General features: G+C 33.1%; 16 protein-coding genes and 1 other RNA gene. 9 read left to right on the top strand and 8 right to left on the bottom strand.

What is annotated here, in order from left to right; all coding sequences use genetic code 11:
• Window positions 1-47 precede the first annotated feature (47 nt).
• Both ACM55G_RS13170 and ACM55G_RS13165 read left to right on the top strand, forming a co-directional pair.
• The gene (locus ACM55G_RS13170) at window positions 48-914 is read left to right on the top strand and encodes a fimbrial biogenesis chaperone (protein WP_416844400.1); all 867 of its coding nucleotides are present in this window, start codon (window positions 48-50) and stop codon (window positions 912-914) included.
• Between the two features lie 1,017 nt (window positions 915-1,931).
• Complete coding sequence (locus ACM55G_RS13165; protein ID WP_416844399.1) at window positions 1,932-4,466, top strand: fimbria/pilus outer membrane usher protein; 2,535 nt, start codon at window positions 1,932-1,934, stop codon at window positions 4,464-4,466.
• A gap of 6 nt (window positions 4,467-4,472) precedes the next feature.
• Here ACM55G_RS13165 and ygiD read toward each other — a convergent pair whose 3' ends face one another.
• Entirely contained in the window at window positions 4,473-5,303 is an 831-nt protein-coding gene (gene ygiD, locus ACM55G_RS13160; RefSeq protein WP_416844398.1) for a 4,5-DOPA-extradiol-dioxygenase, read from the bottom strand.
• Window positions 5,304-5,323: 20 nt separating this feature from the next.
• Window positions 5,324-6,745, bottom strand: a complete 1,422-nt coding sequence (locus ACM55G_RS13155) for an ATP-dependent DNA helicase (RefSeq protein ID WP_416844556.1) — start codon at window positions 6,743-6,745, stop codon at window positions 5,324-5,326.
• 153 nt (window positions 6,746-6,898) lie between these two features.
• On the opposite strand from ACM55G_RS13155, the gene ACM55G_RS13150 reads away from it, so the two are divergent.
• Entirely contained in the window at window positions 6,899-7,720 is an 822-nt protein-coding gene (locus ACM55G_RS13150) for a DUF3822 family protein (RefSeq protein ID WP_416844397.1), read from the top strand.
• Entirely contained in the window at window positions 7,717-8,316 is a 600-nt protein-coding gene (locus ACM55G_RS13145; protein ID WP_416844396.1) for an RsmD family RNA methyltransferase, read from the top strand. Before ACM55G_RS13150 ends, ACM55G_RS13145 begins: the two co-directional genes overlap by 4 nt.
• A gap of 7 nt (window positions 8,317-8,323) precedes the next feature.
• Here the strand turns inward: ACM55G_RS13145 and ACM55G_RS13140 are convergent, their stop codons facing one another.
• Together ACM55G_RS13140 and rnpB are read right to left on the bottom strand one after the other, a co-directional pair.
• Complete coding sequence (locus ACM55G_RS13140; protein ID WP_416844395.1) at window positions 8,324-9,244, bottom strand: ketopantoate reductase family protein; 921 nt, start codon at window positions 9,242-9,244, stop codon at window positions 8,324-8,326.
• 178 nt (window positions 9,245-9,422) lie between these two features.
• Window positions 9,423-9,779, bottom strand: an RNA gene (gene rnpB, locus ACM55G_RS13135) — RNase P RNA component class A.
• A gap of 118 nt (window positions 9,780-9,897) precedes the next feature.
• On the opposite strand from rnpB, the gene ACM55G_RS13130 reads away from it, so the two are divergent.
• The 4 genes from ACM55G_RS13130 to ACM55G_RS13115 all read left to right on the top strand — a co-directional run bounded on the left by ACM55G_RS13130 (window position 9,898) and on the right by ACM55G_RS13115 (window position 13,342).
• Window positions 9,898-10,197 (top strand): hypothetical protein, encoded by a 300-nt coding sequence (locus ACM55G_RS13130; protein ID WP_416844394.1) that lies wholly within the window; start codon window positions 9,898-9,900, stop codon window positions 10,195-10,197.
• 96 nt (window positions 10,198-10,293) lie between these two features.
• Window positions 10,294-11,406: a class I SAM-dependent methyltransferase gene (locus ACM55G_RS13125; RefSeq protein ID WP_416844393.1), complete on the top strand. Its 1,113-nt coding sequence runs from the start codon at window positions 10,294-10,296 to the stop codon at window positions 11,404-11,406.
• A 203-nt stretch (window positions 11,407-11,609) separates the two neighbouring features.
• Window positions 11,610-12,695, top strand: coding sequence for a DNA polymerase III subunit gamma/tau (dnaX, locus tag ACM55G_RS13120; RefSeq protein ID WP_416844392.1), 1,086 nt, complete (start codon window positions 11,610-11,612; stop codon window positions 12,693-12,695).
• A 263-nt stretch (window positions 12,696-12,958) separates the two neighbouring features.
• On the top strand, window positions 12,959-13,342 hold the full coding sequence (locus ACM55G_RS13115; protein ID WP_416844391.1) for a DNA polymerase III: 384 nt from the start codon (window positions 12,959-12,961) through the stop codon (window positions 13,340-13,342).
• Between the two features lie 105 nt (window positions 13,343-13,447).
• On the opposite strand, the gene ACM55G_RS13110 is transcribed toward ACM55G_RS13115, so the two are convergent.
• The 4 genes from ACM55G_RS13110 to ACM55G_RS13095 all read right to left on the bottom strand — a co-directional run bounded on the left by ACM55G_RS13110 (window position 13,448) and on the right by ACM55G_RS13095 (window position 17,113).
• Window positions 13,448-13,531: a TMEM175 family protein gene (locus tag ACM55G_RS13110; RefSeq protein ID WP_416844555.1), complete on the bottom strand. Its 84-nt coding sequence runs from the start codon at window positions 13,529-13,531 to the stop codon at window positions 13,448-13,450.
• 62 nt (window positions 13,532-13,593) lie between these two features.
• Window positions 13,594-14,484 (bottom strand): Ppx/GppA phosphatase family protein, encoded by an 891-nt coding sequence (locus ACM55G_RS13105; protein ID WP_416844390.1) that lies wholly within the window; start codon window positions 14,482-14,484, stop codon window positions 13,594-13,596.
• A gap of 68 nt (window positions 14,485-14,552) precedes the next feature.
• Entirely contained in the window at window positions 14,553-16,622 is a 2,070-nt protein-coding gene (ppk1, locus tag ACM55G_RS13100) for a polyphosphate kinase 1 (RefSeq protein WP_416844389.1), read from the bottom strand.
• Window positions 16,623-16,627: 5 nt separating this feature from the next.
• The gene (locus tag ACM55G_RS13095) at window positions 16,628-17,113 is read right to left on the bottom strand and encodes a SixA phosphatase family protein (RefSeq protein WP_416844388.1); all 486 of its coding nucleotides are present in this window, start codon (window positions 17,111-17,113) and stop codon (window positions 16,628-16,630) included.
• 887 nt (window positions 17,114-18,000) lie between these two features.
• Between ACM55G_RS13095 and ACM55G_RS13090 the strand changes: the two genes are divergently transcribed.
• On the top strand, window positions 18,001-19,792 hold a 1,792-nt coding region (locus ACM55G_RS13090), incomplete at its 3' end, for an ice-binding family protein (protein ID WP_416844387.1).

The following is a 19,792-nucleotide window of genomic DNA, read 5'->3' as shown; positions in this document are numbered from 1 at the left end:
TAATTAATTAAATAGAAAAGCAAATTACCACAAAATTAAACATTCTCATGACTAAAAAAAGTATTCTTATTCTAGTCCTTTTTTTAAATTTTTCATTTCCTTTACTGGCCCAAGGAGATTTAATGGTATTCCCAAAACGCATTGTCTTTGACGGAATTCAAAGCCGGGTGCAAAATGTTAATTTATCCAATACCGGTAAGGATACTACAACCTACAGATTATCCTACAGTCAGATTAAAATGGATGAAGATGGTAAATTTAATACCATAGAAGAACCAGAAGAAAATCAAAATTTCGCCTCACCTTATCTCCGTTATTATCCCCGCACCATAACTTTGGCGCCCAATGAATCGCAGGTAGTAAAAATTCAACTCATCAAAACCAGCGAATTAAAAGAAGGCGAATACCGCTCTCATCTGTATTTTCGAGGTGTTCCTAAAACGAAACTTTTAGAAAACGAAACAACCGCAACAGATACGCTCAAACCAAAAAGTTTAGATATTCAATTAACGCCTGTATATGGGATTTCAATTGCAAATATTATTACGATAGGACCAGCAAATACGGTAGTGACCTTATCTAATTTGGCATTGCTTGCCTCGCAGGATTTGTACTTGGATATTAACCGCACAGGCAATCAATCGGCATATGGGGAACTAAATGTCAATTATATTTCTCCAGAGGGAATCAGCACTAATGTGGGATTAATAAAAGGCTTTGCAATATATACTCCGGGAAATTTGCGCAAAACCAAAATTAAACTCAATACTATTCCAAATATTGATTTTTCCAAGGGAAAATTACAAGTGATTTATTTTACTTTAAATCAAGCAGCTGTTTACGCCGAGTCATTCTTGGATTTGTCAGCTAGAAAAAAATATGCACTTGATACAGTTATTAATGGCATCAAATAAGAGTCTTTCATTTTTTGTTCCCTTTTACTCTACAAGAAACACTTAAACTGACGTTTTAAATAATTGTATCCAACAGGGAAATAAATAATAAAACTACTTTTTTCTAAAACAAACTTAAAAAGACTCCTCCCTTTACATTTTATAAAAAAGAGCAAGCCAAAGAGTTATTAGATTGCAAGTGTAAAAGATCGCAAAATGGACAACCTTTAAATTGATATACTATTGAATAATATTAAAAATTTAAAAATAACGAAATTTCTTATACTAAGTATAATCCTATTTATCTTTATAATAGACTTGATAGCTCCTCTAGGTACAGCAATTGCTGTTTTGTATATAGTTCCTTTAGTTATTTCCTATACACTAAGCAAAAATAAAATAATTACATTTGCTATCCTATCGACTACATTAACTATAATTGACACAGCCTTTTATTATAATACCGAGGTGCATTATAGTGTTTTTACTAACCGAGCCTTATCAATTCTTACTATCTGGATATCTTACTTTATTATTCTTCGATACAAAGACATAAGGATACAAAAAGATACAGAAAAAGAGAAACACCTAAATTCCATTACTGAGGTGCTCTTTAAAGTATCCCATCAAGTTCGAAGTCCTATATGCAGAATCCAAGGTCTGATTAATCATGTGGATTCTCACAATATATCAAAAGAAGAGTTAGAAAGTATTAGTATTTATTTAAAAGATTCAGTCACTGAACTTGACACCTTTACAAGAACTTTGACAGATTTTTTAGTTAAAATTCGAATTGAAAATACTTAAGGACAAACAAATTCTAATTAATATTATATAAACGACAACTCATTAAGGACAATGATTCACAACCAGTCTGACAAAAGTCCTAATACCTAACGGTTTGCTTAAAGTGACGACTAAGTGCTTCGTATCAATTTTTTTGGTTAAAATCTCCAACTTTACCAAACCGAAACCCGTTCTTAAAATTAATTTCCTTTAGCAAAAGGACTTCCTTTCTCTTCGCTCTTTATGACTAAATTGTCTTCTATCCTGTACCTTTTACTGCTATGCACGATATCCTTTTCTGGTGCGGCACAAGAGGAAGATTGTGATGAAGTTTTAGTGCTGCTAAAGGTAAAATACATTGGTGCCAGCGAAATTTCCTCGGTAATATGTGGTTCTAAAGTCTATCTTTCGGTATCCGAAGTTTTGGATTATATTAAAATACGAAATATACCCAATTCTAATTTCACTAATATTGAAGGTTTTTTTATTAATCAAAATAACACCTTCAAAATTGACCAAAACACCAACACCATTAGCTACAAAGATGAGGTTTACACCCTGAAATCAAGTGATTTTATTCGTACCAAAACAAATTTATTTTTAAACGCTTCTTATTTCAATCAAATATTTGGGCTCGAAAATAATTTTATCTTTAGGAGTTTATCCGTTGAAATGGTCTCAAAACTCGAACTTCCCGCCATTAGAGAAGCCAGATTGCTAGAAATGCGCGATAACATCAACAAAATGAAAATGGAATTTAAAGCGGACACAACTATCGTACGTGACAAACCACTACTTCATTTTGGAACAGCTAATTGGGCTGTTAATACCATACAACAATCTGAAGGAAGTCATTCAGAACGATTACTCCTCAGTTTAGGCGGCATTGTAGCTGGAGGTGAATTGACCACTTTGCTAAATTACACCAGCAACCAACCCATAGTGGCCAAAAACCAGTTTTATCGATGGCGCTATGTGAACAATGAAAACAAATATATTAAGCAGTTCACTTTAGGAAAAATTTCAGCTCCTTCCAAAGCGACAATTTTGTTTCCTATTATCGGAGCTCAGATCACGAATGCCTCTACCCAAATAAGAAAATCTTTTGGCACGTATATCTTGAGCGATCATACCCAGGCCAATTGGACGGTGGAACTCTACATCAACAATGTATTAATTGATTATCTTCAGGCAGATGCCAACGGTTTCTTTTCGTTCAACGTTCCTTTAATGTACGGTCGTACCGAAGTTACACTCCGATATTATGGACCTTGGGGCGAAGAGCAGTTATTTAGCAATCAATTTGTAGTTCCTGCGCTTTTTGTTCCCAAAAAGGAAATAGAATACACTATTAGTTCCGGGATTATTGAGGATGGAAAAGGGAGTATTTTTAGCAATGCAAAAGTAAATTATGGCCTTTCCAATCATGTTACGCTGGGCGGTGGAGCAGAATATGTTTCCTCATTTGAATCTAATAAAATTATTCCTTTTTTAAATTCTTCCATTAGATTGGCTTCCCAATTGTTTTTTATGGGGAGTTATTATGGCAAAGTGCTTTATGAACTAAATTTAAACTACACCACTGCGAAAAACATTAGATTTGAATTTGATTATAGCAAATACGATAAGAACCAACAAGCTGTTCGATTCAATTATTCCGAAATTCGGAAAGCAAGTATTTCGATGCCGATTCGCAATTCTTTTTTTTCAGGGAATTCCCGATTTACCATTCAACAAAACCTATTTAGCACTACTCAATTCACCACTTCCGAATTATTACTCTCGGGAAATTCGTTTGGTTTTAATTTTAATTTTACGACCAATGCCTTTTTTAGCGAAAACCATAAACCATTGGTGTACAGCAATATTTCTACATCGTTACAACTTCCTGAAAATTTTGTCCTTGTTCCCCAATTGCGTTATGGATATGATGTCAATGCCATGACGACATTGCAAACACAATTGAGAAAGCCAATTTTTAAAAACGGCTTTATTCAAGCCTCTTTAGATTATAATTTTAAGAACCGAAATAGTAGTTTTCAAATTAGTTTTACACACAATTTCGATCATATAAATACCGGATTTTCAAGTATTTTTTATAAAAACAGTGCTTCATTTTCGCAATCTGCCAGCGGAAGCTTAATCTTTGAACCCCAAGCTAATTTTGTACGTTTTAATAACCGAATAAGTGTGGGCAGAGCGAGTGTAAAATTTGTTCCGTTTTTAGACATCAACGGAAATGGAAAAAGAGATACCAAAGAACCTTTGGTAAAAGGAGTGAAAATTGTATTAATGGGCGGTGACCGTCAGCTTGTCAATCCCGATGGAACCACCATTATAACCGGATTAGAACCCTATATTAAAAATTACGTGGAGCTTAATACCAACAAAGTTAATTCTATTGCTTGGCGCATAAAAAACAAAACTTTAAATTGTACATTAAATCCCAATCAATTAAAAATAATTGAAATTCCGGTTGTAGTTGTTGGAGAAGTCTCTGGAATGGTGTATCGAAAAGAAAAGAAGCAACTCTTGGGAACTGGAGGTTTAAAAGTCTCTATTTATGATCTGCACAATACATTAATTACCAGTATTCTTTCGGAACCTGATGGTTATTTTAGTTTTTTGGGTTTAAAATCGGGGCAATATGTTGCAAAAATAGATGCACTTCAATTAGAAAATTTACAGCTGATGGCTGATCCCTCCTACCAGACTTTTGAAATCGACAACGGAATCGATGGGGCTTTTGTAGATACGCTTGAATTTGTGCTTCAAAAAAATAAATAAGTAAATCTACATAATCTTTACTGATGTCATGCTCAACGAACCTGCCAATAACTTATCATTAAACAAACTCAGTTCTTCCGATTTTCCTTTTAATCCCAAGGTATATAGTAAAGGTAAATAATGTTCGGGCGTAGGAATCGCTAATCGAAACGCTTTACTCTGTTTTTCAAAATCAATCAGCGGTTGGAAATTCCCTTCCAATAAATAATTATTTACCGTTTCCTTTGCTTCAATTGCCCAATCGTACCCGTAATTGTCTTTATCAAAATTGTGATAATCGACCAATCTCAAATTATGCACAATATTGCCACTACCTACAATCAGGATTCCTTTAGTTCGCAAGGCACTTAGTTTCTGAGCCAACTCAAAATGGTATTGCCCGGATTTTGTGTAATCAATACTCAACTGAATCACGGGAACATTCGCTTCGGGATATAAATGTTTAATGACACTCCAAGCACCGTGATCTAAACCCCAGTGTTCGTCCAGCTCTACTTCTAATGGTGATAATAATTGTTTTGTTTCCAATGCTAATTCCGGGCTTCCATTCGCTGGATATTGCATCTCAAATAATTCTTGTGGAAAACCGCCAAAGTCGTGAATCGTTCGTGGCATTTCCATTGCGGTAACCTTTGTCCCTTTGGTAAACCAATGCGCCGAAATACACAAAATGGCATTCGGTTGTGGTAAGGTTTTAGCCAAGTTTCTAAAACCAGTCACAAACTGATTTTCTTCAATCGCGTTCATCGGGCTTCCGTGTCCCAAAAACAGTACCGGCATTTTTTCGGTATTCGAAAAAGAACTTGACATTTTATGTAAGTCGTTTAATGTATTCATTTCAATTTTTTAAAAAAAATTTACTCCACAAAATTCTCATCTTTAAAACCTATCAAATATAATTTATTTTTGGCCCGGGTCATTGCGGTATATAACCAGCGAATATAATCTCTATTGATACCATCCGGTAAATACGGTTGTTCAATAAAAACGGTGTTCCATTGCCCTCCTTGTGATTTATGACACGTAATCGCATACGAGAATTTCACCTGTAAACCATTGAAATATTCGTTAGCTTTTACTTTTTCGAATTGCTTGAATTTGGTTTCGCCTTCATAATCTTTCAACACTTCCTGATACAATCGGTTGGATTCTTCATAAGTTAACGATGGCGATTCACTTTTTATAGTGTCCATCAGTAAAACCGTTTCAAACGGAATCTGATTGGGGTAATCAATCATTCTAATTTTTACTTTGGCAAACTTAAAACCATATAATTCTTTGATATTGAAAATTTCTAATATTTCGATAATATCACCATTAGCAATAAATCCGGCTTCATCCGAATCTTTCAACCAAAAATAATTATTCTTTACTACCATCAAAAAGTCACCCGTTGAAAGTTCACTTTCTTTATCGAGGATCTTAGTCCTGATCTGCTCATTATACTGATTCGCCCTTTTATTGGAACGAACAATAAAAGCGGTATCTTCAATACTATAATTACTGTAGGCGGAATTGATGGCATCCTGAATATCGTACCCATCGGTCAAACGAACAATATCTTTAAATTTCTTGACATCAAATTTGAATTCGTCAATAAAGGAATCTTTCAATAATTCCCGAAGCTCCGTTGCGTTATGCAAAATCCCAGAATTTTCTTCTTGACGCATGACTTCGTCTAGCTCGATATGTTCCACTTCTTTATCATAATTCATCCCCAAAGTACGGATGTCCAAAGCTGGGCTAATATCTAAATTCACCGGAGGCAACTGAGCGGTATCTCCCAATAATATCATCTTACAATTAGTTCCCGAATAAACATACGAAATCAAATCATCAAGCAAAGAACCGGTTTCATATAACTTAGAATCAGAATTGGTATCCGAAATCATCGAAGCTTCATCAACTATGAAAATCGTGTTCTTGTGTTTGTTTTGTTGCAATGTAAACGAAACACCACCACCAGAAGATTTTTTCGGAAAGTAGATTTTTTTATGAATCGTAAAAGCCGGTTTGTTCGAATAATTGGCAATCACTTTTGCAGCACGACCTGTTGGCGCCAACAAGACATATTTTTTATTAATGTCCAATAAACTATTTACAATCGTAGAAATTACGGTCGTTTTTCCAGTTCCAGCATATCCTTTTAAAACGAAAATAGTCTTATTATCAGCTTCAGTTAAAAAAATAGCAATTTTCTGAAAAAAAATATCTTGTTTATAAGTGGGCTGAAAAGGAAATTTTCTCTGTAAAAGACTGTAAAACAAGGAGGAATTCATGTGAAGTTGATTGCTATAAATGAACATCAAATATAAGTATGAAAATCGAGGCAATTGCATAAATTGGCATTAGAATCAAAAAAAATTGTAAGTTTGTGACCGCATTTAATTCTTGTACTATATATAAGGTAGAAATGGGTTGAAAATCAAATTATGTCAATACAAAATACGAACATCACCGAAAAAAAATATAAAAAACTGTCCATTCAAGTTTCGTTGACTGGACTTTCTTTTTGTTGTTTTGACACACTAAACAATACGGTAACTTCATTTAACGAAGTGCATTTTGATACGTTTAATAAAGCCACAAAAATTGAAGAATTATTCGGTGATGCATTTCGAGATTATCCAATATTAAAGGATTCTTATGATGAAATTTTGGTGATTCACAATAATAATCTTTCGACACTTGTTCCTACAGCTCTTTTTGACGAGAACTTTTTAGGGAGTTATTTGCAATACAATACCAAGGTTTTTGAAACCGATTTTCTTGCTTTTGACGAAATTCCGAACTATCAAATGAATGCGGTTTATATTCCGTATGTGAATATCAATAATTTTTTTATTGACCAATTTGGTTCTTTCGATTACAAACATGCCAATAGCATTTTGGTTTCCAAATTACTGGTTGCATCCAAAAATAAGGATGATAAAAAGATGTTCATTCACATCAATTCTGGCCATTTTGAAATCATTGTGGTTCAGAACCAAAAATTATTACTTTTCAATTCTTTTGATTTTAGCACGCCCGAAGATTTCTTGTATTACATCTTATTTACTGCTGAACAATTGAATTTAAATCCCGAAAACTTCCCATTGGAACTAATCGGAAATATTGATACCGAAAGTGATTATTTCAAAATCGCTTACAAATACATTCGCAACGTTTCCCTTATTGATGTGGAAGATTTGCGATGGAACAATTATTTTTCTGAGGCCGAAAACAGAAATCATTTTATACTTTTCAACTCATGAGAATCATTTCAGGAAAATACAAAGGAAGACGCATTTTTCCACCAAAAGGACTTCCCGTTCGTCCCACTACCGATATGTCTAAAGAAGCATTATTCAATGTTTTGAACAACCATTTCAGTTTTGAAGGGCTTAAAATACTAGATTTATTCGCAGGAACCGGAAATATCAGTTTCGAATTTGCCTCACGAGGAAGCACGCCAATCACATCTGTTGATGGTGATTTTGGTTGTGTAAAATTCATCAAGCAAGTTGCAGCCGAATATGATTTTAATATTGCAGCTACTAAAAGTGATGTTTTTGCTTATTTAGAAAGATGTAAAACCTCGTACGATATTATTTTTGCAGATCCGCCTTATGCTTTGGACCAAAAAACTTTCGAGAAAATCATCTTATTAGTTTTCGAAAAAGAATTGCTTAATGAAGAAGGAATGATGGTCATCGAACATTCTAAATATACTAAACTGGATCACATGATTCACTTTTCGTTTCAGAAAAGTTACGGTGGTTCTATTTTTAGTTTCTTCGAAATAGGTTCAAGTAATCAAGAGGAAAATTCTGAAAATGAATCAGACCAAAACGATGGAGAAGAAGAATAATTTAGTATTATTTTGATAATTTTTCAAATATCCTCTGATAGGTAGGAGTTGTAACACCATATTTCAGACCTTCATTTACCACATATTCCGTCAAAGAAGTTACTTCCGTTTTTCGATTTGCTAAAAAATCCCGATGCATTGACGAAGTGGCATCTTTTGGTGTTTTTTCGAGTTTAATAATCGTTTGGGCAACAATATCATTTGGCATCGCTAAACCTTTTGCGATAGCGACTGAACCAATCTCATTTAACAATGAAATATAAATTGCTTTGTTAACTGAATTGTTTAAAATTCCTCCAATATTCTGATTTAAATACGAAGTAGCCGAAGCCAAAGCCGAAATAAAAATGAATTTTTCCCAAATCGTTTCTTCAATATTTTCAACTTGATAACTTTCGATAGCAGATTTTTCGAGAATGGATTGCAACTCATTTAATTTAGAAACTAGAGTATTTTTAGAACCAAAAAATAGTTTTTCATAGACGCCAATTTTCTTGATAATTCCCGGAGAAACAATCATCGAAACAATGTAAACACAACCTTGTAATATGGTAGTTTCAGGAAATAATTTCTGTATGCGTTCCGTAGCATCAACACCATTATATAAAGGAAGAATTACCGTATCTGGAGTAATACAATTTTTTATAGATTTAAAACTTGATTCTATATCATAGGTTTTAGTGGCACAAATTAGGTAATCGAGATTCCCGATTTCATTTGGATTATTTGAAACCAAATTAGGGAAAACAGTTGTTTCATTAGTGTCAGAAATAATTTTCAATCCATTTTGGGCAATTGCTTTTTGGGTTTCACCACGAGCAATAAATATAATTTCTATTACATCCGAATCAAAGTAAGTTTTGGCCAATAATCCACCGAAATAACCACCTACTCCACCTAATCCTAAAATTCCTATTCTTGTTTTCATATTAATAAGTCGATTATTAGCGCTATTTGAAAAGTGAACCCCCAAAGATATTAATCAAACTTGCCACAAATGCAAAAAGGCTCAAAGAAAATGAGCGATTGACAAATAATCCTAAAGAGATAAAGTATAAAAATGAGAAAAAAAGGTAGTGTCTTTGAGCCTTCAGAGCAAAAAAATAAAAAAATGCAGACCTATAAGCCGGATTCTGTCACCGAAAAAATCGGAGCCTTATCATTTATCTAGACTTATAATTACTCATAAGTTCAAGCTATCTACCCTTCAACAACGGACGAGAAGCCCTTAAATGCTGATATACTTGATATTTCACCGCATAGAGTTTACCTGGTTTCACTACAGCATTACCTGTACATACTTTCTGTTGCACTTGTCCTGAATTGATTGCTCAACCCGACGGGCGTTACCCGTTATGCTTCCCTATGGTGTCCGGACTTTCCTCTTTACACCGAACTCGATTCGGAACCTGAGATCAGGTATTGAAACAAGTTCAACATAAAACGATAAGGCGGTCTGCGGTGCGAATTTACGATATTTAATTCTTTTTTTGGGTTTTAGATTATTTACTTTAACAACTCTTTGACAATGAATTCATAATAAAATAGTTACCTTTAAACATTAACTATAAATTTAGTATTATGTCAAATATTTATCATTATGCCAGTGTTTCTAAAGCCTTAGATGATTTGAGTGAAATGGGATTTACGTTTGATTTTAATCTTCATGAGGAAGATATTATCAAAAATCCACATCGCTATGAAATTCAACACATCTATCGATATGAAGGAGACAGTAACCCTGATGATGAAGCAACAGTTTATGGTATAAAATCCAGTTCCGGTAAAAAAGGGGTGTTTGTAGCTGGTTTTGCTGCAAATTCCGAGAATGATGCTGCACGAGTTTTGAATGATATCATTATTAAGGGAAGAAACAAATAAACAAAAACTTGGTTTATTTTGGGTCTTTTTTAGTTATATGGGTGGCTACCTGTAATTTATTTATGAAAAAACTTCACGATTTAATTTATAAATCCGATGTTACTTTCCGAAATAATAATAGAACGAATAAAAAAAGAAGGTCCATTATCTTTTCGGGATTTTATGGAAATGGCATTGTATTATCCTGAATTAGGATATTATAATTCTGCTCAAGACAAGATTGGGGCAGATGGTGATTTTTATACCAGCGCCAATCTTACTGCGGCTTTTGGAGCCATGATCGGGCGCCAAATCGAAGAAATGTGGCAAAACTTAGAAAAAAAGCCTTTCAAAATTGTTGAATATGGAGCCGGTACAGGTTTATTGTGTCATGATATTTTAGATTATCTCAAGAACAACAGTCCATTATATAAGGATCTAACCTACTGCATTATTGAGAAAAGTACCAGCATGAGGGAAATTCAAAAGAAACATCTGCATGAAAAAGTGAGTTGGCACAGCTCAATTCAAGATATTGGTGAAATTAATGGCTGTATTTTATCCAATGAATTAATTGATAATTTCTCTGTTCATCAGGTAATTATGGAAAAAGAACTTAAAGAAGTTTTTGTGGACTATAAAGAAAATTTTATTGAAATTTTAAAACCTTCAAAAAAAGAACTCACCGATTATCTAATAGCATTAAATATAAAATTGCCCGAAGGATTTCGTACGGAAATTAATTTGGAAGCCCTATCATGGATCAAAGAAATTTCTAAATCTTTACATAAAGGGTATGTAATTACTATCGATTATGGTTCATTATCATCTGATTTATACAACAATCGCAGGAGTTGTGGTACGCTTTTATGTTATTACAAACACCACAAAAACGACAATCCATATCAATTTATTGGACAACAAGACATAACAACACACATCAACTTTTCTGCAATATCGCATTGGGGTTCACAATTTGGAATAGATTGTTGTGGAGTAGTGGACCAAGCCAGTTTTTTATTGGCTCTTGGGTTTAAAGAATATCAAGACGTCTCTTTAAAAAATAGTCAGGCCAATTTGCAAACGGCAAAGCAGGTATCAATCATGAATTATAGATTATTGGTAGATATGGGACTAAAATTTAAAGTATTGATACAACAAAAAGGTGTACCTGCATATCCTTTATCAGGTTTGAAATTTTCGAATTCTTCAAGAGCTTTACATTCATGAAATTATAATTTTTCAAGAGCTATTTCCAGCTTTCCGATGCAATCTTTCTAGCCCTGAACTCTTATGAAAATTAGAGTACAGCGAAGTAATCTAGGCTAGCGATTTTGTAATAAAACATTAATTTAAAAATTATAAAATCTTTCAATACTTAAATTTTTTCATCGTTAAATTAAAACCTATATTTGCTTTCGAATAAAAATTCTATGGAACAATTTGTTGTGTCGGCTCGTAAATATCGTCCTCAAACATTTAAAGATGTTGTAGGACAAAAAGCCATTACCAATACTTTATTGAATGCCATAGAAAGCAATCATCTTGCTTCTGCCCTACTATTCACAGGGCCTCGTGGGGTTGGCAAAACAACTTGCGCCCGTATTCTAGCTCGAAAAATTAATCAGCCTGGATACGATGATCCAAATGAAGATTTCGCTTTTAATGTTTTCGAATTAGATGCTGCTTCCAACAATTCAGTTGATGATATCAGGAATTTAATTGACCAAGTCCGTATTCCGCCACAAACGGGACAATACAAAGTGTATATCATTGATGAGGTTCACATGTTGTCTTCGGCAGCTTTTAATGCTTTCTTAAAAACATTGGAAGAACCGCCAAAGCATGCCATTTTTATATTGGCTACGACCGAAAAACATAAAATTATTCCAACGATACTTTCTCGTTGTCAAATATTTGATTTCAAAAGAATTACTGTAAAAGATGCCAAAGAACATCTTGCCGAAGTAGCTACCAGTCAAGGTGTTAATTTTGAAGACGACGCTTTGCATATCATTGCTCAAAAAGCAGATGGAGCTATGCGTGACGCTTTATCTATTTTTGACAGAGTAGTTTCTTTTTGTGGAAAAGACTTAACACGTCAGGCTGTTACGGAAAACTTGAATGTTTTGGATTACGAAACATACATTAATGTAACCGATTTGATTCTGGATAATAAAATTCCAGATTTACTAATTGCTTTCAACGAAATCCTTTCCAAAGGATTTGATGCGCATCATTTTGTATCCGGATTAGCTTCGCATTTTAGAGATTTATTAGTTTCTAAAACACCTGCTACTTTATCTTTATTAGAAGTTGGGGAACAAGCACAACAAATGTATGGCGTGCAAGCGCAAAAATCCAGCCAAGACTTTCTTTTAAAAGGAATGGAAATTGCGAATGATTGTGATTTAAAATACAAACTGAGTCAGAATCAAAGACTTCTCGTTGAACTTTGTCTAATGCAACTTGCCTCTATCACTTTTGATGGAGAAAAAAAAAAGTTGAGCAATTTATAATCCCTCCTACTTATTTTAGAAAGAACGATTATTCTATTGTAGAAAGCACAAAAGTTAAGACAGAAAACATTGTAAATACTCCAATTGTATCACTTCAGGAAAAAAAACCAGAAGCTTTTATTCCTTCTATAATTCCAGTTCCTACTGCTGTAATAAAAATTGACATTCCACAATCAAATGAGTTAAAGGTTTCGGCTTTTTCATTATCTAGTATTCGGGCCAAAAAAGCATTAGAAGAAAGTAATAAAGGAATAGTAAAAGAAGTGGTTCATTTACCAACTGAATCATTCACTGAAACTGAAATGTTATTGTATTGGAATAAATATGCACAACGTTTAGGGGACAAAGGATATAAAATTATGGAATCGTTATTACTTATTAACGATCCTAAATTAAATGGAACTGCCATCACAATTGAATTACCAAATGAAGGTTCTAAATTAGATTTTGAAAAAGAATTAAATGGTCTTTTAGGACATTTGAAAGGGCATTTGCATAATCATGATATTACAATCGAAGTTATTGTTAATGAAAGTGTCGAAAGCAAAAGAAACTTTAATGATCAAGACCGCTACAACAGGCTTCTTGAAATAAATCCAAATATTGAACTTTTACGAACAACATTTGGATTAGATTTAGATGCATAATCTTATGCAATTAAAGATCGATTATTCTTTAAAATTGATATTTTTTTCAATTCTTGTATAGGCATAACATCATTGCTACTATAACATCAATTACATCAACAAAACTCAATAGTAACTAATAAATTTAGGGAAAAACGATATTAAAGCGCTGCAATTTTCTCCTTCCGGAACTTTTATTTCCAGTATCATAATGGTAATTATGATAGCCAAAACACCATTATTAAAAGCCTCAAGTGTTTTTCATTTTAAATTTATATTTTACCGTAATACATCGCTTTTACAATACCATCAGAAAGTCCAATTTTAGGCACATAAATATTTCTTGCTCCGCTCCATTTCATTGCATTTAGATAAATTCTTGTTGCTGGAAGAATTACATCGGCACGATCCGGATTTAATCCTAATTCTGAAATTCTTTGTTCGTAAGAAAGCGAATTCAAGAAAGCATATTGAGAATTCATGTAAATGTAAGACAAAGGTTTTTCTTGCATTTTTCCTGACAACTTGAAAAGTTTATTGATATTTCCACCGGAACCTATCAAAGTAACATCATCATATTCTTGAGTATTTGTCTTTATCCATTTTTCAATTTCATCCCAAACAACCTCGCAAACCATATCATTTAACAATCGGACTGTTCCTGCTTTGAATGATCTCGAATTTATCATTTTACCATTGGAAAACAAGGTAAATTCCGTGCTTCCACCACCAACATCCACAAAAAGATACGTTTGATCTGTTTTTAACAAATGGTGCAAATCAGTTGATGCTATTATTGCTGCTTCTTTTTTTCCATCAATGATTTCTATTTTGATATCCGCTTTTTTCTTAATCATTGCTACAACTTCTTTACCGTTGTATGCTTCTCGCATCGCCGAAGTTGCAAATGCCATATAACGTTCTACTTTATGTACTTTCATCAATAGATTGAATGCTTTCATGGCATCACACATTCTTTCCATATTCTCTTGAGAAATTTCACCAACTGTAAAAGCATCCTGACCCAAACGAATTGGTACACGTACAAGGGAACTTTTATTGAATTGGGGTTCTTTTCCGGCTTGCTCAACAATATTTACAATCAATAAACGCATCGCATTTGAACCGATGTCTATTGCAGCATATTTTTTTATTTTAATCATTCTTGATTTATGATTTGAATATAGTTTCTTATTTTATTCGAGGACAATAGCAAATATGAAACTACTTTTTAAACAATTTCTTCTAAAACGTCAATTTTATTTCGATAATATTTATAAGTCTCTAATTGCGCTCTAAAAACTGGATTATTATTTCGTACTCTATATTTATTATCTAATTTAAAGGAATGATATCTCGCTTTTACATTTCCTTTCCAACCTAAGTCAAAATTATCTATGAGTTCATTCTTTATTTCCTGATCATAAATAGGACACGTAACTTCGACTCGTCCATCCAGATTTCTAGTCATAAAATCAGCTGAGGAAATGTAAACTTCCGTTTGTCCAGCATTCCCAAAAATATAAATTCTGGAATGTTCCAGATAATTATCTACAATACTTATTGCTTCTATATTTTCGCTCATCCCAGGAATTCCAGGTATCAATGAACAAATCCCTCTAATTTCGAGTTGTATTTTTACTCCCGCGTTACTGGCTTCATATAATTTATCAATCATTTTAAAATCGGACAAACTATTCATTTTTAATTTTATATGGGTTTTTCTCCCTGCTGAAGCATGCAAAATTTCTCTATCTATCAGTTTATAAAATCTAGTTCGGGTGTAATGAGGAGAAACAATAAGATGTTTGTATCTGTGTACTCTATAATTAATATCGAAAAATTCGAAAATTTTTGTAATATCTTTTAGAATTTGTTGGTGACTTGTAAAAAGAGTCACATCAGTATAGACTTTTGCGGTTGATTCATTAAAATTTCCGGTAGAAATAAAACCATAACGTTTTATTTTATCATTTTCAGTTCTTTCGATAACGCATATTTTACTATGAACTTTCAGCCCTTTTATTCCAAAAATAAGTTCAATTCCTTCGGTTTTCATTTGCTCTGCATACGAAATATTAGAAGCTTCATCAAAACGAGCTTGTAATTCTATTTGAACAGTCACTTTTTTTCCGTTTTTGGCAGCATTAATTAGTGAACTAATAATTTGAGAATTTTTGGCCAATCGGTATAACGTAATTTTAATCGAAGTGACTTTAGGATCAAGAGCCGCTTCCCGTAAAAATTTAGTGAGATATGAAAAAGATTGATAAGGTGCATTTAACAAATAATCTTTAGTACTGATTTTTTCTAATATACTTCCTTCAAGGCTTAATCCAGGAATTGGCAAAGGTTCGTTAGTTTGATACAATAAATCGAATCTGCCAAGATTTGGAAAATTCATATAATCACGTCTGTTATGATATCTACCCCCAGGAATAATACTGTCCGTAGTGACAATTTTCATCTTATCAAGAAAAAAATGGAGTGTGTCTTTTTCTATTAACTGATCATAAATAAACCGAACGGGTTCCCCTATTCTTCTATCTTTTACGCTTGTAGAAATTTTCTCAATCATACTTTTACTCAAATCACTATCAATGTCTAACTGAGCATCTCTGGTAATTTTTATCATATGTGCTGACACACTTTGGTAATCAAAAATATTAAAAATACTTTTCAAATTATGTCTTATAACATCGTCAAGTAGGATTACGTATTGCTTTTCAGTATTAGATGGCAAAACAACAAATCGATTAATTGTTTTTGGAATTTCAATAACTGCATATCGAACTTCAGAGGTATGATTCATTACCAATTTTACAGCTAAATACCCTAAAGTATCTTTCAATAAAGGAAATTCGGCTAAATCATTCAGTATAATAGTTACTAATTCCGGACTTAATTTTTGAATAAAAAAGTCTTTTAAAAAATTTTCCTGTTCTCTGGAAATTTCATTTTCATTAATAATGAAAATGTTTTCTGTTTCCAGTTTAGTTTCGATAATGTTTAAAATTCGGAGACTTTCGGATTGTTGCTGAATTACTATTTCGGTAATATCTTTCACTAATTGTTGGGCAGATATACCTCCAAGATATTTCTCCCCGGATATTCCTGAAAGGCTTAATCTTCTTATAGCAGCAAAACGAACTCTAAAAAACTCATCCAGATTATTCGAAAAAATTCCTAAAAATCGCAATCTGTCCAATAATGGTACTGAATCATCCGCGGCTTCCTGAAGTACTCGTGCATTGAACGCTAACCAACTTTTTTCTCTATCAATATATTTATGTTCTAACACTTTTTTTATTTTAATTCTTTGGGAAATATTATTTTTTTTGTTTTACCTTTTTTAATAGCATTCCAGTTGTCTGTATCAAATTGTAAAGACACAAATCCTGATGTAGGAACATTATTAATAAAAGTATCTCCAAATTTATTAACAAAATTTGTAATAGCCTCATTATGTCCGAAAAGAATAACACTTTCTATATCATTATTACAAGATTTGATAACTTTCTCCAATTTATTTTCGTCAAAAGTATAAAGTTCGTCTTTGTAAACGATTGATTCTATAGGGTAAGTTATATTTTGAGCAAAAATCATTGCTGTTTTTGAAGCTCTTTCAGCTGAGCTACTCCATACTATATATGTTTTGGGAATAAAGTCATTTATATTAGAAGATACCAAATGAGCATCTTTCATTCCTTGTTGTGTTAAAGGTCGATCTTTATCATGTAACGGAGCTTCCCAACTTGATTTTGCATGCCGTATTAATATTAAATTTTTCATACTTTCAAATTTTATTTATCAATGGCATTGCATTAATTTCTTTAAGATTACAAATTACAAAATATTTTTTAAATCTCGTTTTTAATAAAACATATTTTATAGTTAATAGTCTTTTAAAAAAATGATAAGCATTTTATAAAAAACAAAAAATTTCTTACATAAAACCACTTAAAAATACACTTAATCTGACAAATATGCATTTTGTCATTTTTTTAGCTTGTAATTAGGTAATAAAAATTATAAATTTGAAATGTTAAATTTTTACAAAAAAAAGGAAGAATAGAATAAAAATAAATTAAAATTGTCTTAAAAAAACGCAAAAAAATTTTAATTTTTGTTTTTTTTTAACAAGAAATCTCCTTTTAACAGGTATTTAGGTTATTCACAGATAAAATCATAGATACCAATTTTATGTAAGTAGTTTTACGCGATGTGAAACTTGTTCTAAATTATCGTTTAAAATACTGTTTATAAAACACTTTAGGTGTTTAGAGAGCCATTAACAAATGAAGGCTTTTTAGAAAAACTTTAGAGAACGGTTAGAAAGTATTAGATGAAAAATAAAGTAAGCAACAAGGACATCTTAATTTGCCTCATAATAGAAAAAAAGATAAGAACAAGAATGAAAGAAGTATTTAGCGCTATGGAACATAACAGGAATAGATTATTTATTCCGTTACTATCAACATTAGGTCACGATCGATTCAATCTATTATTATCTAGATCAAGAAACCACATATTAACAATTCAAAAAAATGATAAATAACCACGTAGAGTGATTCAGCAACAGTAAAAATTGTTTGCAAGAAATCATATTTAAATCATTCAATGTGAAATTCATTTGGTACAAATCTAAAATGAAAATTTCTAACCTACACTTACATAAAATGAAAAAAAAAATATTCTATAGTTTAATAACTATTGCTTTATTATCATTTCCAAATATAAGTTTTGCTCAGGTACTTAACTTAGGAACGCTTACCAATTTTTCTGCTTATACCGGTACCGGAGCAGTTTCAAATACAGGTAATTCTACTTACCGCGGTGATATAGGGACAAATGTAGGCGCTATCAGTGGTTTTGGACCTGCATCTACATTCGGTGCATTTCACAATGCCGATGCTACAACCAAACAAGCTAAAATTGATTTACTTCGGGTTTATATTCATCTTAGTGATCTTCCACTAACAAATACCACGCATACTGCAGCATTTGGAAGTGGAGAAACCATTGAAGCCGGAGTTTACTTGATAGCAGGCGCAGGATCGTTGGCAGGAGATCTAACTTTAGACGCTAAAGGAAATACGAATGCCGCATTTGTTATTAAATTTGAAGGTGGATTTTCTTCAACAGCAGGTTCAAAAATTATTTTAGCAAATGGAGCCCGTGCATGCAATGTATTTTGGATCGCTGAAGGTGCTATATCTATTGGTTCATCGTCCATTACCAAAGGGACACTTATAGCGCACCCTGGCGCCATAACAATTGGAGGCTCAGGAAATATTGAAGGTAGAATGCTTTCTACTGAAGGTGCTATTACTTTTGGACCTGGTGTGGCAACCATACCCGCCGGTCCTATTAGTATTCCAATTACTTGTGTTAACACTTGTAACAATAATATTTTAGGAACTGCTGCAAATTTTGCTCTATTTACTAGCGTTGGGGCAGTCGCTAACGCAGCCACTTCAGGAATAGTAGGTGATATAGGAACAAATGCTGGAGATATTAGCGGTTTCGCAAGTTCTACTGTAGCTGGTTCATTTTATCATGTTGATGCAACAACCGCACAAGCTAAAATAGATTTAGAAGCGGCTTATACTCAACTTTTAAACACGCCTGCAACAAATACTTCACATACGCCTGCATTTGGAAGTGGAGAAACTTTAACTGCAGGAGTTTATTCCATTGCTGGAGCTGGATCTTTAGCCGGAACAATTACTTTAAACGGAGAGGGAAATCCCAATGCCTTATTTATCTTTAAATTTAAAGGAGCTTTTACAACAGCAGCACAGTCTAAAGTTATTTTGAGTAATGGTGTACGTCGTTGTAATGTGTTTTGGGTAGCAGAAGGAGCAATTTCAATGGGTACATTTACGTTTATGAAAGGTACTCTTATTGCGCATAATGGTGCCAACACCATGGGAGCTAATGGAAATCTTGAAGGTAGAATGCTTTCCACTGAGGGTGCAATTGGTTTTAGTACAGGTGTAATTTATAACAACACCCTTTGCTTTGATAATCCTATTCCAATTATTGATGCTGTTAATGATACTACCTCAATAAATGGATACACGGGCGGAACGTTTTCTAATGTTTTGTCGAATGATACGCTAAATGGAGTGGCTGTAGTTTCTTCTAAAGTAAATACCACTTTAGTATCTTCAACTAAAACGGGTGTGACACTTTCTGGTACCGATGTGCTAGTTGCTTCAGGTACGCCTGCAGGAACTTATTCTTTGGTATACGAAATCTGTGAAATTCTTAATCCGACTAATTGCGACGAGGCTACCGTTTCGGTAACCGTAACTGCTCCGATTATTGATGCGGTTAATGATACTACCTCAATAAATGGATACACGGGCGGAACGTTTTCTAATGTTTTATCAAATGACACCCTAAATGGAGCGGCTGTAGTTTCTTCTAAAGTAAATACCACTTTTGTTTCTAAGACTAATGATG

This window comes from Flavobacterium algoriphilum (assembly GCF_048158655.1).
GTDB classification, from domain to species: domain Bacteria; phylum Bacteroidota; class Bacteroidia; order Flavobacteriales; family Flavobacteriaceae; genus Flavobacterium; species Flavobacterium algoriphilum.
The sequence above is the reverse complement of the archived record's forward strand: the minus strand, read 5'-3'. Positions and strand labels throughout refer to the sequence as shown.

What these genes read in the sequence shown, in the direction of transcription:
- ACM55G_RS13110 (WP_416844555.1), bottom strand. Translation starts at nt 13,531, where the DNA reads ATGATACTGGAAATAAAAGTTCCGGAAGGAGAAAATTGCAGCGCTTTA.
- ACM55G_RS13145 (WP_416844396.1), top strand. Translation starts at nt 7,717, where the DNA reads ATGAGAATCATTTCAGGAAAATACAAAGGAAGACGCATTTTTCCACCA.
- dnaX (WP_416844392.1), top strand. Translation starts at nt 11,610, where the DNA reads ATGGAACAATTTGTTGTGTCGGCTCGTAAATATCGTCCTCAAACATTT.
- ACM55G_RS13130 (WP_416844394.1), top strand. Translation starts at nt 9,898, where the DNA reads ATGTCAAATATTTATCATTATGCCAGTGTTTCTAAAGCCTTAGATGAT.
- ACM55G_RS13095 (WP_416844388.1), bottom strand. Translation starts at nt 17,113, where the DNA reads ATGAAAAATTTAATATTAATACGGCATGCAAAATCAAGTTGGGAAGCT.
- ACM55G_RS13170 (WP_416844400.1), top strand. Translation starts at nt 48, where the DNA reads ATGACTAAAAAAAGTATTCTTATTCTAGTCCTTTTTTTAAATTTTTCA.
- ACM55G_RS13155 (WP_416844556.1), bottom strand. Translation starts at nt 6,745, where the DNA reads ATGAATTCCTCCTTGTTTTACAGTCTTTTACAGAGAAAATTTCCTTTT.
- ACM55G_RS13125 (WP_416844393.1), top strand. Translation starts at nt 10,294, where the DNA reads ATGTTACTTTCCGAAATAATAATAGAACGAATAAAAAAAGAAGGTCCA.
- ACM55G_RS13140 (WP_416844395.1), bottom strand. Translation starts at nt 9,244, where the DNA reads ATGAAAACAAGAATAGGAATTTTAGGATTAGGTGGAGTAGGTGGTTAT.
- ygiD (WP_416844398.1), bottom strand. Translation starts at nt 5,303, where the DNA reads ATGAATACATTAAACGACTTACATAAAATGTCAAGTTCTTTTTCGAAT.
- ACM55G_RS13150 (WP_416844397.1), top strand. Translation starts at nt 6,899, where the DNA reads ATGTCAATACAAAATACGAACATCACCGAAAAAAAATATAAAAAACTG.
- ACM55G_RS13105 (WP_416844390.1), bottom strand. Translation starts at nt 14,484, where the DNA reads ATGATTAAAATAAAAAAATATGCTGCAATAGACATCGGTTCAAATGCG.